Origin of the sequence: Enterococcus sp. AZ196 (assembly GCF_050498845.1) — a bacterium.
Lineage (GTDB): Bacteria > Bacillota > Bacilli > Lactobacillales > Enterococcaceae > Enterococcus_A > Enterococcus_A murrayae.
The window spans coordinates 1,154,663-1,171,009 of sequence record NZ_JBIPAM010000002.1; the positions used below are offsets into that span (position 1 = coordinate 1,154,663).

A 16,347-nucleotide genomic window follows, 5' to 3' on the forward strand; every position below is an offset into this window, starting at 1 on the left:
CGGTACTAAAGAATTTCTTCCGAAAAATGAACAACTATTTTTATGACCAATCATCTTTAAATAACTGGTTGAAATATATTGGCGTTGTTCAAAAGATAGTTTAAGTTTATAAAATAACTGATGTTTGACAAGCTTGCGGCTCTGCTTTATACTTTTGGTTATAAAGGAGCTGGCACAGATGAATCAACAGGAAGCCAATCGACGAATGGAGGAGGAAATCCAATTTTTTCCTTGGTTTGTCCAAAATTATTTTCGGAAAAAAAGCGGAGATCAGTATTCTTCCATCACCTTGTATGAGTATGCCAAGGAATATCGGCGGTTTCTAAATTGGCTGATCCAAGAAGGCTTTTCCTCGGCAGAAAAACTGTCAGAGATTACTTTGACAGAATTTTCGGCACTTTGGCCGGAGGATCTGGAGTTTTATAAAGCCCACTTGGTGAAGGCGCCAAAAATTTTAAAAGAATCCACCAAGAAACGACTGGAAGAAAGTGAGCAAGCCCTACCCTTGCGTCAAAATGCAACGGTTCAGCGTGGCGTCACTGCTTTACGATCCCTCTTCAATTATTTGAATGAAGCGATCGATCGCACGACCGGCAAACCTTATCTTGAACACAATATGATGGGAAAAGTCGCAAATGTCAAGGATAATAAGACGATGGCCGAACGTGGTGCCGCGATTGAGAAGAAATTGTTCTTAGATGATGAAGCGTTGGATTTTCTGGATTTTATTGAAACCCGCTATATCGATACTCTGGAGACTCGTCAAGCGATCACTGCCTTTAAGAAAAACCAAGTGCGTGACCTCGCGATTATCGGTCTCTTTCTTGGGACAGGGATGCGTTTGTCTGAATTGGTGAATATGAATTTGCAGGATCTTGATTTAACCGCTGGTGAAGCGCGTGTTTATCGTAAAGGCGGAAAATGGGACATGGTGGTCATTTCTTCGATCGCCATCGAATATTTAACCGCATATCTTTCGCAAAGAGCACAGCTTTATCAGCCAGATGAGAATGAAACGGCTCTTTTCCTCACCCGCTACCGCGGCAAAGCAAAACGCATCGCCAGCGGTGCTGTTGAAGCGATGGTTGGAAAATATTCAGAGGCCTTCAAAATTAAAATCTCACCACACAAACTGCGTCATTCGGTAGCAACCCAGCTATATAGTAAAACAAACTCACTCGTTCAGGTCGCTGAACAGCTTGGACAGTCGGGCACCTCGGCTACGACGGTCTATACCCATATCGCTGGTAAGAAAAAACGCGATGCGATGAATGATCTTTGGACGTGAAAATACACTTATGCCAAATAGCCCGCTGCTTTAGCGGGATTTACATCACTTATTGAGTAAAAAATTTCTTTCGAAAAAACGCGAAAAATGAACGTTATTCTTTTGAGAGGTAAATTTTGTTTTTTTCCTACTTTCTTATGAAACGAGCTTTATTTTGGTCTTGATCATTACTACAAAAATCTCAGTAAAAAAGAGCACTGATTCTTCCTATTTTTGGCAAGAATTAGTGTTCTTTTCTGCTTTTATGTTCATCTACGTATAGCAAATAATTTGCTATGCTTTTGCGATCAGTGAATGCAGCTCCATCAGTTTGTGTTTCAATCGTTTCTATACCACGCTATTTCGTTTTGAAGTACCTCTAAATCAATGCAGTTTCTTGGTTTATTCATAAGGAGATCTTGATAGCTTTTCAAATCCCTTACAGTTATTCGCTTTGTTTTTCTATTGATACTTAAAAGCAGTCTAGCTACCGAATGATGACTAGACATTTATTTAATCGAACCAATCAGCAATATCCCTATTGTAATAAGTGCAGCGCCTAAACTGATCATTCGCCATTCCTTTTTTGTTTTTTGAACCTTCAAAAAAACCAGCCCCGCATAAATTGAGATTAATACTGCTAGTTGTGAAAAGGTAAAACTTTTGGCGACGCCAATCAACGGTATAGTAAGAAATAAACTGATATTTGCTATACTCCAAGCGATTCCTGTCCCAAAGTTTTTTTTCACCTGTCTCCAGCTTGTCTCGTCACGTTTGCTTAAAGATAATGCTATCGATAAGAACCACATTCCGATTGCTTGTGGAAATAGAACCTCTGCTCCACTAGCTTGGAATGCTTGCGGCAAAGTTACATAAATTGTTAAAGCTAAAGAAGACAGCAGCAAACAGATAAGCGCTTTGCTTTTAGTTGTTTTTAATAGCGAGGTGTTATCTTGTTTTTCTAAATAGGAAGTGAAAATAATTCCAACAATAATCAGTAAAATTCCTCCTATCCCTATGCCTGCCATTTTCATATTTGACCATTCGCCAAAAAATAAAGCCGCAATGAAAGTTGTTCCGATTAGTTGAGTCCCATTGGAAATCGGCATGGCCTCAGATACTGGTAATAATTGAAATGAATAGAATTGGAGATATTGACCGATCGACCAAAAACACCCAGAAAAAATGGCTGCTAGAAAACTTCCGCTACTATAATTCGGCTGCACGATGACTGTGAAAAGCGAGCCGATCAGAAGGGCCACTGTCGTTGTTCCTAAAAGTTGATTGATTGGTTTGGCATTTGTCAGTTGTGCGATGATTGGCATAAAGCCCCATCCTAATGCGGGTAATAAACATAAAATAATCATTGGTTTCTCCTAAAAGGCTAAAATAATCGTTATAAGAAAAGACCAGGCATCTACCCAGTCTCTTCCTGATCTAAAATTTGAACAGTTCGTCTTGTAATGTTACTGTTTGATTTTTTTTCAGCAACTCACCCTTGGTCATTTCTGGAAAAACCACGATGATGGTATCGTCCTTTTGAGCATTCTTTAATTGCTGTAAGTCCATAAAGGCGAGTAATGTTCCTGTTTTAACGTTCTGTCCTTCTGCTACTTTGATTGAAAAAGGAACTCCTTTTAGTTCCACAGTATCTAACCCCATGTGAATCAGTAATTTCTCTCCAGTTTTACTTTCAATTGTTATAGCATGCAGTGTTGGGAAAATGCTCTCAACAATTCCCTCAATCGGTGCATAGACCTTACCGTCATGTTGACTTATTGCATAGCCCTCACCCATCATCTTTGAGGAGAAAACTTCATCTTTTACTGCCTCTAAAGGTAGAACGTGACCATTTGCAACAGACTTCAGAACTTTCTTTGTTTTAAAGAAGAGCATTTTCTCATCACCTCTAGACTAATTCCGGCCAGAATTCTTTATTGGCCTCGATCATTTCATCTAATACTTTTTTAGCTACTTGAGCATTCGGAACCGTTTGATTCAGTGTGAAAGCCTGCAATGCTTTTTGATAGGATCCTTCAAAGTAAGCATCAACTAATAATTTTTCAGCTGCTACTTGTGCCTCCATCAATCCCTTATGAAAATCGCAAATTGGTTCTCTTAGTGCTATCGGTTCAACTCCGGTTGCTCCAACATAAGCTGGTACTTCTACCACAGCGTCTGATCGCAAGTTTGGTATAGCACCCTGATTAGGTACTATCAGCATAAAGCGCTGACGTTCATCATTCAATAACGATGTTGCCATATCAACAATGTATTGTCCATGTTCCCCAAAGTTGAAGTTCAAAACGTCATCTGTCGCTCCTCCGCGAATTTTCTCAGCCATTTCCTTGGTGTTCTTTTCTCTACCTTCCATCACCATATTGGCGCGAGTGTAGTTTTTATCTGAATGTTCTACGACCATATTTGGATACAAGTAATACTCTAAATAGTTATTCGGAATATGTTGCGGGAAGCTCTTTGTGATCACAGACATCATACTAAATGCTTCTTGCCATGTTTTATCTCCTGCGTTAAAATCAGCTACCTGCATTTCCTGAGTGTTCAATTTTTCAATAAGCTCTGGCATAATGTCTTTTTTCAATTCTTTATCATAAATGGATGTGTACCAGCCGAAATGATTCAGCCCGTAATAAGTCGGTATCCAATTTTTCCGATCATAACCATAATTGACTGCAATCGTTTCTTCAATTGAAATCGTCATATCACAAGCGTTGATCATCTTCGCTTGTGGATATTGTCTGCGAACAGCTTCTGAAACAATTGATTCTGGATTTGTGTAATTTAAAATCCAAGCATCAGGTGCATACTGTTGTACGTAACCCACGATTTCCAACAGTCCACTCATTGATCGCATTCCGTAAGCAAAGCCACCCAATCCGCAAGTTTCCTGACCAACTAATCCGTGACTTAACGGAATTTTTTCGTCTTTCTCACGCATTTTCATTCCGCCAACTCGAATTTGTGAAAAGATAAAATCACACCCTGTAAAGGCCGTCTCCGGATCTTCTGTTGAAGAAATGACAACATCCTTGAATCCCTCTTTTTTCAACATATATTGAATAATCAAATACATATCAGCATTTCTTTCAGCATCAATATCGTACAGGCGAATCTCTGAAAGCGGCAAACGATCCGCATTGTTCAGAACAGCTTGAATAATTCCTGGTGTATAAGTACTGCCTCCACCGGCAATTGTTATGATTTGTTTGTTTGTCATGATTTACGTCCTCCCTATTGTTCCAATAATTTATTAAATTCTGCCATTACATAAGTTACTTCCAACCCAATAATGACTTGATAATTTTTTTCTGTTGGCTTGATCACACCGCTGACGCCTAGTTGCTTGATCCGCTGTTCGTCGACGATTGCTGGATTTTCAACTTCAACTCTTAAGCGAGTATTACAGCTAAAGGCATCAGAAATATTCTCTGATCCGCCAAAAGCCTGTAGCATTTTTTTTGCCATATATTCATAATTTTTACTTGCCAAACCTAATTCTTTTTCATCTTCTACTGCTTCTGTTCCGAATTCTGTTGCGACTTCTCTTCCTAAAGTTTGAATGTTCTGCTTCTTGATCAGATAATAGAAAGTAAAATAGTACAGTGCAAAGAAAACAATTCCGATTGGAATGATTAAGATAGCGTTAGTCGCTATTCTAAAATTGATTAGGTAATCAACGATAGTGGCACCAAAAGTGTAGCCAATCCGAATATTCAGCAGATAACAAACGATTCCCGCTAAACCGGCAAAAGCCGCGTGGACAACATACAGCATTGGAGAAAGAAACATGAAGCTGAATTCCACTGGTTCTGTAATATTTGAGATGAAGGATGTAGCGGCGCCGCTTCCCATAATCCCTTTGACCATAGCTTTGTTCTCTTTAAACGCTGCACGATAGATTGCTAAACAGATCGCTGGTACGCCGAACATCATAACTACGAAGAAACCTGACAAGAATAGCCCTGCTTGCGGATCACCGTTGATGAAACGAGTCATTTCCCCTCGGAATACTTCTCCATTCGGCGCTGTGTAGCTTCCTAGATCGTAGTAAACGTACGTATTCAGTACATGATGAAGACCAAATGGAATTAATAAACGATTCAAGAACATGAAAATCCCGACCCCTAATGCCCCCATGTTCACTAACAATCTAGCAAAGCTGTCAATTCCAGCTTGGGCAAACGGCCATAATATCCCAAAAACAACCGAAGTGATTGTTTGTAAAATCATCACCATCGTCAATGGAAATTTCTCACCTGCAAAATACGAGAACACCATAGGCAGCTTTTGTTCTTTGAAACGGTTATAAGTCCAAGCTGCGATCAAACCAGAAATAATCCCACCGAATATCCCCATATTGACGGCTGGATTCATGATTTCTAACCCCTTTTTCAAAGTAGCGATCGCTAAGAATCCAGTAAGTGCCGGGATGCCTTTATCTTTTGTTTTCGCAAAACCGATCGTAACACCAATCGCAAACAGAATATCCAAATTTCCAAATACAGCATTTCCGGCTGCCCCAATCACTGGAATATTCAACATGTCATCAGCTGAGAGTCGCATGATCAATCCAGCTAATGGCATCGCAGCTACAGGCAGCAGCATTGCTCTTCCTAATTTTTGTATATTTGCTTTAAAAGTTGACATTTTTTCTCCTCCTTAGGCTATATATCTTTATATGTTGCTAACTCAATCAAACGATCCCTTTTAACCTGCTGCGCAAAATCTGAATGAATCAAAAACGCCACTTGATTGATTCTTGGATAGACAAAACTCGATCCATTCAACAAATCCTGATCAAGATAAGCCGTGTGACACATAATCTCTACCGTTCTCTTTTCTCGTAAAACGGATATCAAGCGTTCTAGATACTCGTCAATGGAACAATCAATTTGCCTTTTTTCGACAGACATTTCTCCAACATCATCGAAATAAGGTTCAAAATAATCCGTATGTCGAACGTCTGCATTTCTCTCAAAATTTCCTCGAACGGGCAAATCATATTTTTTTGCTAGTGCAACAACTACTTCCTGATTCATTCCAAAGGTATGCGTATGGTGATGACTGTCCAAGTGTGTTGGAATAACTCCGGCGCGATAGACTTTTTGAATTTGCGCGTTCCATTCCTGATAGAGTTGATCTCCGTCTACTTCAAAAGGTTGCTTATAATATGATAAGTGCTTAAACTTGTCATCCTCCATCAAACTATCCACATTTTTCAAGAGTGGTTTGCCGCAAGTCAATGTCAAATGGACCCCTACCCCTAAATCTGGAAGCTCTTTTTTTAGTTTTACAGCGTGTTCAAACCCCGGCATATTGGCCATTAAAGTAGTTGATGTCAAGATCCCTCGTTGATAAGCATCCACGATCCCGTAGTTCACTCCATAGCTGTAGCCGAAATCGTCTGAATTGAAGATTACTTTTCCCATTATTTCCTTCCTTTCTTTTTATACTAAAAATAGGCGCAACCTAATGAGCACAGATTTTTCTCCTGTGTCAAAAGGTTGCGCCTACCTAATAGTTACGCCCTGCTTATTGAATTCTTGCCAAGTGGATTGCCAGATAAATGACTTCGTTCTCCTGAACGTCCAATTGAAAGTTTTTTTCGATCATATTTTTGATCGCTACTGCCGTTTGATATGGTTTGCTTTCTTTAAAGGTACTTGTAAAAAAGCCGATATTCTCAGTCGGAGATTCCTCCTGATAAATCAAACGCTTCACTAAAAATTTGATGTGGATCATCATCCGATGATAAGTCAGTGAATCTTTATCAAACCGATAACCAAAGGTATTTTCCAAATCCTCTAAAATTGTCTTGGTCATCTCTAAAATTTTTAGACTGTTCAAACTGTTTCGTTCGCCCAGCTCTGCATTGATGATATGCATTGTGATGAAGCCGACTTCATTCGCTCCCAGCTCTGTATTGTAACGGTGATTGATCAAAGCAACGACTTCATTTGCTGTTTCATACTCCTCTGGATAAAGCAGCTTCATCTCTGGCAGCATAATGGCTGTTACCTGACTATCTTCTTTTTGCCGTTGAATCGCAAAATAAATGTGATCCGTCAATGCGATATAAATATTTGAGTCTAACGGTGAAGCAATTCTCTTTGAAATAAATTGAATGATTTCTTCTGAAAATTCTATGAATTCTATTGGTATTTGGGCAGCCATCTCACTAAACATTTTTGTTTTTTCTTTGGAATCTAAAGTAAAAAATTTATCTGCAAGAGCTGGATCAAAAGTTTGATTAACGACGGCGGAGAACCCAATTCCTTTGCCCATCGCAATTTTTTCTACTCCCTCATCATCAATTAGTACTACATTATGATTGATTTTTTTAACAACCTTCATCGTTGCACCGAGCCTCTCTATAAAATACTCTAAATTCAATTGATTATAATAGTTAAAACAACAAAAAACGACCTAAGGAAAGTGTTTTCCCAGGTCGTGCCTAATTTAATAGTTACACCCTATTTGTTTACACGCTCAATATAGCAAATTAGAAAAGCGCTGTCAACAATGATTTTCTTATTTTTATCATACAATTCTTTCAGAAACCAAGAAAAGGCTCAGGGGAGATTCCCACTATGAGCTAGAGATTCTGGAGTTCATCAGTCACGCTAACTGCGTTGCCCAATTAATAAAAGCGGAGAAATTTTTTGGTTTTCTCCGCTTTTAGCTATTGTCTACTCAATTGATAAACCAGAGTGGCTTACAATTCTTGATCTTTTTTATAACCAAACGTCCAGGTTAATCCGAAAGAAACACCAAAAGCGACAAGATTGACTAGAATATAAAATGGCAGCTGTTCATTTAAATAGAGCAGTGTTCCTGGGATTCCTGTTAAAGCCATCCCGGTTGCCTTAAGTTGCAGAATGGATGCCAAGAATCCGCCGACACCTCCGCCAATCATTGACATGATATAGGGTTTAATTAGACGCAGCGTGACACCGAAAATTGCAGGTTCGGTAATCCCTAGTGCTGCTGATAGTGCTGAAGGATAAGCAATTTGTTTCATTTTTGGTGAAACTGATTTGATCGCTACTGCTAGAACAGCCCCGGCTTGGGCAATATTTCCACAAGTTCCAATTGGATTCAAATAGTTCCAGCCATCTTGCCCTAACATGCTGATTTCTAAGAAATTTAGGATATGGTGAATTCCAAAAATGCCCAGCAATTGACCGAAGCTGCCATAAATCAATCCGCCAATCCCAAGAGGCAGATTTAATAGGAATTCTACTGCATGTAAAACACCGATCTCTACTTCATGGAAAATGGGTCCAATAATGAACAGTGCTAGAATAAGTCCAGTTAATAAAGTTAAGAATGGTGTTAAAATTAGATCCAGTGAATCAGGAATTCGTTTTCTCAAAAATACTTCGATTTTTGAGCCTAAAATTCCAGTTACAAAGGCTGGCAATACGGAGCCTTGATAGCCAACCACCTTGATAAATCCGAAAAATACCATTGGTTCAGCTGCTTGCTGCCCTACTTCATAGGCATTTGGCAGGACAGAGCTTACCAGCATTAAGCCTAGAACGATCCCTAAAATAGGGGTTCCGCCAAAAATTCTAAAGGTAGACCAAGCGACTAAAGCAGGTAAAAAGGCAAAAGCCGTATCGGTTAAAATTTGAGTAAACATTAGAAATTGCTGCGGAATGTCCGCTGGAGTAAGACCGATGACACCTAAAACAGCTTCTTGCGTGAATAACCCTCGAAGTCCCATGAAAAGCCCTGTAGCGACTAAAACGGGAATTATTGGAACAAAAACATCTCCGAATATTCTGATAGCTCGTTGGAAAGTCATTTTTTGTTTTTCTGCTGGCTGTTGATCTGACGGCTTATCAGAACCATCGATCAGCGGAACGAATTCATCGTATACCTTATTCACTAGACCAGTGCCCAAAATGACTTGATACTGCCCTGAATTGAAGAAGCTTCCCTTTACTTTATCGATATCTTCGACTGCTTTGATATCGATTTTATCCTTATCATTTGTGATAATTCTAAGTCTGGTCGCGCAATGTGTCACTGATTGGACATTTTCATTTCCGCCGACTAGCTCTAAGATTTTTTTTGCGATCTCTTTGTTATTCATCTGTTATCCTCCTTAATAATTATAAAACATAACTGACCCGTTGTGTCCTAAATTCTGATAGTAGACATCCCTGCCACTGGTGCTGAAGGTTCTCATTGAAAAAACGTATTCGCCATCATTGATAAACACTTCCATTGCTGAATTGTCATTGAAAATATGCAGCTTAGAAAGAGAATCCACCGGAAGCACTTTCGCTTCCCTCTCGCCTGAAACCCAATTGATGCGGCTGATTTCCAAGCGGCCTTCTCTATAGCTAATTGAATTTCTTTCGGAATTTAAAGTCATGGAAAAATCTGTGATTGCAGCCTGAAACTCGATAATCATCTCATAGGTATCGTTTTGATTTTTGATCAATAGTGAATCTTCGCGATAGTTGCATTGATCCTTTCTCAATGCCTGATATTCTTCTAAGGGAAGCTGATAAAGACGATCGTTTTTCCATTTCAGCTCTCTAGGCATGGTCAAGCAATGCAGGTAACCGTCGGCAACTGTAGGACAGTAGACCTCTTCCTTATCGCCCATTCGAGACATCCAGGCGGTGATAATTCGTCTTTTCTTATCATCTTCAAAGGTTTGCGGGGCGTAAAAATCAAATCCATAGTCTATTTTTCGTAATGCTTCTTTTTCAATAAATTTCTTTTGCTGATAATCTACTTTTCCCACTAAGTATCCTGCGTAACTAGAAAGCGACAAATCTGATTCTTCAATAGGGGTTCTTTTTTGCGGGCATACCAGCAAGATATCTGCTTCTTCAGATAGGGAAAATACATCTGGACACTCACACATCTGATCTAATAACTCATTTGAATAAAATTCACCCTGATAATGCCAATTAATTAAATCACTGGATTCAAACAATGTGACAGCTCCGACATTTGCTGCTGACTGCGCCCCTACGATCATCCACCACTTGCCATTTTTTTGCCAAACCTTGGGATCTCGATGATGCTCTGTATAGCCAGCAGGCGTTTTGATAACTTTTTCCATTTTGATAAAGGTTTTTCCGTCTTCTGAGTAGGCGATTTTTTGGCAGCTCGCTCTCTTTCCTTGATTTTTGCTGTTTCCCGTATAGAAAAGATACATTTTTCCATCTTTTTCAATCGCGCTTCCCGAGTAGATGCCATTTTTATCACTTTCTGTATCTGGTAAAATCGCGGAACCTTGACTTTCCCACTGTACTAAATCCTTTGAAGTAAACAGTCCCCACTCTTTATACTCGTGATTAGTTTCAAAACGATTCCATTGATGAAAAAAATAATAGGTTCCTTTAAATTGAATTAATCCATTTGGATCGTTCAATAATCCTTTTGCCGGCTCTATATGGAAAGAATTCTTGTGCTGATTCGCCAAATCCGTTACTACCTCCTTAAAATCATTTGCATTAATGCGTTTTCATAACCTTGGTTGATGAAATCTTAACATCCTTTAATCCATTTGGAATATGGAAAAAATTAATGGATATATGGAAATTTCTAAGACGGCCATTCTTTGTTAAGCGTTGCTATGTATAATAGGACCATGAATAATAATTTGAGAGAGTATACGGATAGGTTTACTGATTTTTCAAAGAAGAGTATCTCAGACTTCATTTTGTATAACAGTGGGATTGAATATTGTGAGCCCGATTATAGTTACGGGCCCAAAAGAAGAGACTATCACTTTATTCATTTTGTGAAGGAGGGCAAAGGACTGCTGGAAATAGAAAATCAGCAGATTGAAGTACATGAGAATCAACTCTTTATTGTACCGGCAAATGTTGTTTCTACCTATACAGCAAATCAGCAAGATCCTTGGAAGTATTCCTGGATTGGCTTTACTGGCATAGAATCAGTCAATTTTGTTCAAACCTTGCTTCAATCAAGCAAAGCTAGCTTCGTGATGGATTGTGCGGATGCTTCTTTTTATGAAAAAAGAATCGAGGAAATAATTGAACTAAATCAGAACACCTTTGGTTCATATTTTAAGATTAATGGAATTATGTATGACATTGTAGGGACGCTCTTAGGGGAGTGTGAGATAGAAACGGTAAACGATCATCAGACCTCCCCTTCTTTTCAGGCAATGCGATATATGGATCTGCATTATCACGATGATATTCAAATTTCTGATATCGCCTATTCTGTAGGTATCCATCCTAACTATTTATCAGCAATGTTTAAAGAGGAGATCGGCGTTTCACCCAAGAAGTATTTAACCAATTTAAAAATCAACAAAGCCAAAAAATTATTGACGGAAAGCGATGATCCAATTAATCTGATTGCCGGTTCAGTTGGCTTTACTGACGCCCTCTCCTTCTCAAAATTTTTTAGAAAAGAAATGGGGATATCCCCTACTGAATACAGAAAGGATCATAACTAATCATGCAGGATCTCATTCATTTCAATGCCGAAGCAAATACCTTTACCTTATCCAATGAGCAGATCACCTATATTATGGAAATTGTTGAAGATACCTATCTGGTTCATCGTTACTGGGGGAAAAAATTAACGAGCTATCATTTTAGTAATCGCCCGCCGTTGAAAAAGAGAACTTTTGCTGCAGCTCCTATTGCTGAAAAGCCTGAGGTCTCTCCTGAATTTCTCCCCTTCGAGTTCCCCTATCCCCATCAAGGAGATTTCAGGAATTCTGCAGTACAGATTCAACAAGCAAATGGCGATGAGCTGGTCAGATTCTGTTTTCAAAGCTATGAAATCAAAAATGGAGTAAACCAACTATCTGATTTGCCTCATGCAAGAGGTGCTGATGAAGAAGCACAAACCCTGATCATTTATTTATCTGATCAGATTGCTGAAATAGAATTAGCTTTGTACTATACAATTTTTGCAGATTCTTCTGTGATCGTCCGGTCATCAAAAATAAAAAATATCGGAACTCGGCCAATAAAAATAGCCAAATTATTCAGTGCTTCCATTGATGTTAGATACGACCAGCAGCTTTCCACAACCTTTTATGGAACCCATCAAAAGGAGTTTCAGTTAAATCGCAGTGAGATTCAGCATGGGCTATATAAGATTGGTAGCTCTAGAGGCGCTAGCGGGCCACAGTATCCGCCTTACATTGCTTTATCAAAAGGGGCCGATGAGTTCCGTGGTGAAGTTCATGCCATGACCTTGATTTACAGCGGGAATCACGAAATCATATTAGAAAGAGATCAATATGATCACTTACGAATGCAAGCTGGGTTAGCTAGCGAGACATTTTCATGGCAGCTAAATGCTGAGGAAACTTTTTACAGTCCTCAAGCCCTTTTATCTTATAGCGATCGAGGCTTTAATGGCAGTTCGCAAAGTTTCCATCGCTTCTTCACTGATCATTTGATTTCTCCAGCTTGGAAAAATAAAGAGCGGCCGCTTCTCATTAATAGTTGGGAAATGACCTATTATGATGTCAATCACAAACGAATCATTGATTTGATTGATGCTGCTGCTGATCTAGGCTTTGAAACAGTAGTATTGGACGATGGCTGGTATGGAAAGAGAAACAGCAGTAAAACATCTTTGGGAGATTGGACTGTTGATACAGATAAATTTCCAGATGGCCTCAAGCCCTTAGTTGATTATGCCAAAGAAAAAAATATTGGATTTGGCATTTGGTTTGAGCCTGAGATGATTTCGCCAAAGACGGAATTACTTCAAAAGCATCCTGACTGGGTTATGAGAAGTAAAAATTATGAGCCGCTGCTGGGTCGAAATCAATATGTATTGGATCTTACAAACCCAGAGGTCCAGCACTTCATTATTGAAACTGTCGCTAAAACAATCATGGAACTTGGTGTGAGCTACGTTAAATGGGACATGAATCGCCATATGACCGACCCTTTTTCCCAGCAGCAAACGTTTGAATCAACTGAATACCCCCATCGTTATATGTTAGGACTGTATCGGGTTCTCAATGAATTAACAAGTGCCTTTCCTGAGGTTCTTTTCGAGAATTGCTCTAGCGGCGGCGGTAGATTAGACCCTGGAATGCTTTTCTATTTTCCGCAAACGTGGATCAGCGATAATACGGATGGTTTAGATAGGCAGCAAATTCAATATGGTGCTAGCTACTTGTTCCCCATTTCATCAATGACTGGCCATGTTTCTGATGTACCTAATCATCAAACAAATCGGGTGGTTCCCTTTAAAACTCGAGCTGCTCTCGCTTCTTCTACCAATATGGGTTATGAAATGAACATTGCTCAATTGACAGAGGATGAGAAAAAAGCCGTTCGAAGCCATTTAAAAGAGTACAAACAAGAAAGAAAACTCATTATGGAAGGAACTTTTCATAGACTGCAGTCCCCTTTTGAAGGAAATACCTGTGGGTGGATGTTCTTGAATAAAGAGCAAGCCGTGATTTATCTATTTCGCAATAGGTATCAAGTGTTTGATTTGAGTTTATTGATCAAGCTGCCTGGTCTTGACCATCACGCACTTTACCAAGAAGAAACAACTAGACAAGTGTATTCTGGTTCAGAGTTGATCAACTGCGGTCTGGCCTTGGAAAATCCTAAAGGTGATTGTATCGTTCAAAAAATAAAACTAAAGAAAATAGAAGCGGAGAGTGTGTAGGATGTTTTTCAACCGAAAAAAAGAAGTAGTATTTGCCGCAGTAAGCGGTGAATTGATCAAAATAGAAGATGTTAACGATCCCGTTTTTTCTTCGAAAGCGATGGGCGCTGGATTTGGCATTGAGCCAGAAGAAGCAGCTGTTTACAGCCCAATCAATGGTAAAGTGGTCAGCGTTTTCCCAACCAAACATACAATCTTATTAGAAACAAAAAAAGGACAGCCGGTTCTGGTTCATATCGGTATCGATACAGTTGAACTGAACGGTCAAGGAATTGAAGTGCATGTTGATAGTGGGCAAACGATCAGTGAACAAACATTACTGGCGACTGTTGACCTGCCATTTATTTTGGAGCAAGGAAAGCAAACCACTGTGATTATCGCTTTCGAAAATAGAGAAGCAATTGAGCTAACCAATGCTGTCGGCGTAAATGTTCATGACAACCTAGGAATCCTATAGACGTGAGATAGAAACATCGCTTTTAGCGGGCCACCTTTATTTAATGCCGGCCATATCAGCTAAACAATAAAAAAACTTCAAGAAAACTTGAAGTTTTTTTGTTTACTCGCGAAACAACAGTAAACTTTCGTAGGGCTTCAATTCCAGAGTAGCTGATAGGTTCTCTCTTCCATAGTTGCTTTCTAATATGTTGATTCTATGGGGTTCTCGGTAATCAGCTGGCATTTTGTAGTGGATATTTTTATTGCTAAAATTGCTGATAATCAAGAGTTTTTCCTCGTTATAAAGTCGTTCATAAATGAATAGCTCTTTGTTTTCGGCATCAAGCGCTCGGTAACTTCCCTCAGTAAAGATTGGATATTTTTTTCGATACGCGATTAGTCTTTGGTAGGTGTAAAACACCGAGTTTTCATCGCTCATTTCTTTTTCTGCACTTATTTCATCTGGATTTATTCTTAACCAAGGTTCTCTAGTTGAAAAGCCTTTGTATATGCTGTTATCCCATTGCATTGGGGTACGGGCGTTATCTCTTGATTTTTGTTGCAAAATGATCAGAGCTTCTCTTTCGCTGAAGCCAGAAGCGATCAGCTCCTCATAGGCTGCTAGGCTTTCAGTATCTTTATAGTCATCAATGCTTGAAAAATAGGCATTGGTCATACCAATCTCTTCTCCTTGATAAATGAACGTAGTCCCCTGCTGACCGAAGAGAGTGATAGCTAACAGCTTAGCGCTCTCTTGTCGATACATACGGTCATCCGCAAAACGAGACAGTGCTCTTGGCTGGTCATGATTTGAATAAAATAGTGCATTCCAGCCCTTGCCCTTATGCATCTTCTCTTGAAAAAGCGATTGGCTCGCCTTTAACTTCTCCAGTGAGAAGGGTTCATTGGTCCACTTAGCCTTCCCCTTATAATCTGATTTCATATGATGAAAACTGAAGATCATAGAGAGCTCTTCACGTTCTTCTTGCGAGTATAATAAACATTGCTCAGGTGTAGAAGAAGACATTTCCCCTACTGTTACCAGCTGCATAGATTTAAATACTTCTTGGTTCATAGCATGAAGATATTCGTGGATTTTAGGACCATCAACATTGTGCGTACGACCATCACCCGTCGGACCAAGAACTGGATCATCAGGCAATCCAGGTGTTTTAGAAAGTAGATTGACCACATCCAATCGGAAGCCCTTTATTCCCTTTTTCGCCCAAAAATCTAAGATCTTGTAGCATTCGTTTCGAACATTTTCATTTTCCCAATTTAAATCGGCCTGAGTCTCATCAAATAGGTGTAGATAGGCTTGTTCTGTTTTCTCATCATATTTCCACGCGCTTCCGCCAAACCGAGAGGTCCAATTATTTGGAGCGGAGCCATCAGGCTTGAGATCTTTCCAAAAATAATAGTCGCGATAAGGATTGTCTTTCGACTTTCGAGATTCTTTGAACCATTTATGCTCAATAGAAGTATGGTTTAGAACCATGTCCATCATTAGATAGATATTTCTTTTTTTAGCCACTTGGATTAATCTATCAAAGTCTTCCATCGTTCCATATAAAGGGTCAATAGCGTAATAATCCGAAATATCATAACCATTGTCATGTTGAGGAGAGACATACATAGGAGTCACCCACAAAAGATCGATCCCCAAATTCTCTAGATAATCAAGCTTCTCAATAATCCCCTGAATATCACCAATACCATCATTATTCGTGTCTTTAAAACTTCTAGGATAGATTTCATAAACTGTTGCTTTTTTCCACCAATCATTCATTGAGCTTTCCTCCATACTTGTGATAAAACAAGCGTAACATGGCAATATCTAATGAATACATGTAAAAAAAAGAGTATTTCATGTCAAAATCAAATACTCTTACGATTTCATGCTAAAATGATTTATAAGAAAAAGATGAGAAGAGGAACGAAAATGTATGGTAAATGGCAATATACCG

13 protein-coding genes are annotated in these 16,347 nt (G+C 39.2%); 4 read left to right on the forward strand and 9 right to left on the reverse strand.

Going from position 1 to position 16,347, the window contains the following annotated elements:
- Nucleotides 1-178 precede the first annotated feature (178 nt).
- On the forward strand, nt 179-1,288 hold the full coding sequence (xerS, locus tag IGI67_RS23185) for a tyrosine recombinase XerS (RefSeq protein ID WP_429959497.1): 1,110 nt from the start codon (nt 179-181) through the stop codon (nt 1,286-1,288).
- Nucleotides 1,289-1,776: 488 nt separating this feature from the next.
- On the opposite strand, the gene IGI67_RS23190 is transcribed toward xerS, so the two are convergent.
- From IGI67_RS23190 to IGI67_RS23225, 8 genes are all read right to left on the reverse strand, one after another.
- Entirely contained in the window at nt 1,777-2,634 is an 858-nt protein-coding gene (locus tag IGI67_RS23190; RefSeq protein WP_207108230.1) for a GRP family sugar transporter, read from the reverse strand.
- A gap of 70 nt (nt 2,635-2,704) precedes the next feature.
- Nucleotides 2,705-3,163, reverse strand: a complete 459-nt coding sequence (locus IGI67_RS23195) for a PTS sugar transporter subunit IIA (RefSeq protein ID WP_207108229.1) — start codon at nt 3,161-3,163, stop codon at nt 2,705-2,707.
- Between the two features lie 13 nt (nt 3,164-3,176).
- Nucleotides 3,177-4,505, reverse strand: coding sequence for a maltose-6'-phosphate glucosidase (locus IGI67_RS23200; protein WP_429959498.1), 1,329 nt, complete (start codon nt 4,503-4,505; stop codon nt 3,177-3,179).
- Between the two features lie 14 nt (nt 4,506-4,519).
- Nucleotides 4,520-5,935: a PTS transporter subunit EIIC gene (locus IGI67_RS23205; protein WP_429959499.1), complete on the reverse strand. Its 1,416-nt coding sequence runs from the start codon at nt 5,933-5,935 to the stop codon at nt 4,520-4,522.
- Nucleotides 5,936-5,952: 17 nt separating this feature from the next.
- A complete protein-coding gene (locus IGI67_RS23210) occupies nt 5,953-6,717 on the reverse strand; it encodes a carbohydrate deacetylase (protein WP_207108226.1) in 765 nt (254 codons plus the stop codon).
- Nucleotides 6,718-6,820: 103 nt separating this feature from the next.
- Complete coding sequence (locus IGI67_RS23215; RefSeq protein ID WP_207108225.1) at nt 6,821-7,642, reverse strand: PRD domain-containing protein; 822 nt, start codon at nt 7,640-7,642, stop codon at nt 6,821-6,823.
- A gap of 361 nt (nt 7,643-8,003) precedes the next feature.
- Nucleotides 8,004-9,389, reverse strand: a complete 1,386-nt coding sequence (locus IGI67_RS23220; RefSeq protein WP_207108224.1) for a PTS transporter subunit EIIC — start codon at nt 9,387-9,389, stop codon at nt 8,004-8,006.
- Nucleotides 9,390-9,401: 12 nt separating this feature from the next.
- Nucleotides 9,402-10,739: a glycoside hydrolase family 32 protein gene (locus IGI67_RS23225; RefSeq protein ID WP_207108223.1), complete on the reverse strand. Its 1,338-nt coding sequence runs from the start codon at nt 10,737-10,739 to the stop codon at nt 9,402-9,404.
- A 153-nt stretch (nt 10,740-10,892) separates the two neighbouring features.
- Between IGI67_RS23225 and IGI67_RS23230 the strand changes: the two genes are divergently transcribed.
- Genes IGI67_RS23230 through IGI67_RS23240 form a run of 3 tightly spaced genes read left to right on the forward strand, consistent with a single transcriptional unit; the run spans nt 10,893 to nt 14,399 of the window.
- Nucleotides 10,893-11,747: an AraC family transcriptional regulator gene (locus IGI67_RS23230; protein ID WP_207108222.1), complete on the forward strand. Its 855-nt coding sequence runs from the start codon at nt 10,893-10,895 to the stop codon at nt 11,745-11,747.
- 2 nt (nt 11,748-11,749) lie between these two features.
- Nucleotides 11,750-13,942 (forward strand): alpha-galactosidase, encoded by a 2,193-nt coding sequence (locus IGI67_RS23235; protein WP_429959500.1) that lies wholly within the window; start codon nt 11,750-11,752, stop codon nt 13,940-13,942.
- Nucleotide 13,943: 1 nt separating this feature from the next.
- A complete protein-coding gene (locus IGI67_RS23240; protein ID WP_429959501.1) occupies nt 13,944-14,399 on the forward strand; it encodes a PTS sugar transporter subunit IIA in 456 nt (151 codons plus the stop codon).
- 102 nt (nt 14,400-14,501) lie between these two features.
- On the opposite strand, the gene IGI67_RS23245 is transcribed toward IGI67_RS23240, so the two are convergent.
- Nucleotides 14,502-16,169 carry an alpha,alpha-phosphotrehalase gene (locus IGI67_RS23245; protein ID WP_429959502.1) on the reverse strand — a complete coding sequence of 556 codons (1,668 nt, stop codon included), beginning with the start codon at nt 16,167-16,169 and terminating at the stop codon, nt 14,502-14,504.
- Nucleotides 16,170-16,347: the final 178 nt, after the last annotated feature.

Excerpts from the sequence above, each read along its gene's own strand:
- IGI67_RS23230 (WP_207108222.1), top strand. The coding sequence starts at position 10,893 with ATGTATAATAGGACCATGAATAATAATTTGAGAGAGTATACGGATAGG.
- IGI67_RS23210 (WP_207108226.1), bottom strand. The coding sequence starts at position 6,717 with ATGGGAAAAGTAATCTTCAATTCAGACGATTTCGGCTACAGCTATGGA.
- IGI67_RS23215 (WP_207108225.1), bottom strand. The coding sequence starts at position 7,642 with ATGAAGGTTGTTAAAAAAATCAATCATAATGTAGTACTAATTGATGAT.
- IGI67_RS23205 (WP_429959499.1), bottom strand. The coding sequence starts at position 5,935 with ATGTCAACTTTTAAAGCAAATATACAAAAATTAGGAAGAGCAATGCTG.
- xerS (WP_429959497.1), top strand. The coding sequence starts at position 179 with ATGAATCAACAGGAAGCCAATCGACGAATGGAGGAGGAAATCCAATTT.
- IGI67_RS23220 (WP_207108224.1), bottom strand. The coding sequence starts at position 9,389 with ATGAATAACAAAGAGATCGCAAAAAAAATCTTAGAGCTAGTCGGCGGA.
- IGI67_RS23190 (WP_207108230.1), bottom strand. The coding sequence starts at position 2,634 with ATGATTATTTTATGTTTATTACCCGCATTAGGATGGGGCTTTATGCCA.
- IGI67_RS23195 (WP_207108229.1), bottom strand. The coding sequence starts at position 3,163 with ATGCTCTTCTTTAAAACAAAGAAAGTTCTGAAGTCTGTTGCAAATGGT.
- IGI67_RS23240 (WP_429959501.1), top strand. The coding sequence starts at position 13,944 with ATGTTTTTCAACCGAAAAAAAGAAGTAGTATTTGCCGCAGTAAGCGGT.
- IGI67_RS23235 (WP_429959500.1), top strand. The coding sequence starts at position 11,750 with ATGCAGGATCTCATTCATTTCAATGCCGAAGCAAATACCTTTACCTTA.
- IGI67_RS23200 (WP_429959498.1), bottom strand. The coding sequence starts at position 4,505 with ATGACAAACAAACAAATCATAACAATTGCCGGTGGAGGCAGTACTTAT.
- IGI67_RS23245 (WP_429959502.1), bottom strand. The coding sequence starts at position 16,169 with ATGAATGATTGGTGGAAAAAAGCAACAGTTTATGAAATCTATCCTAGA.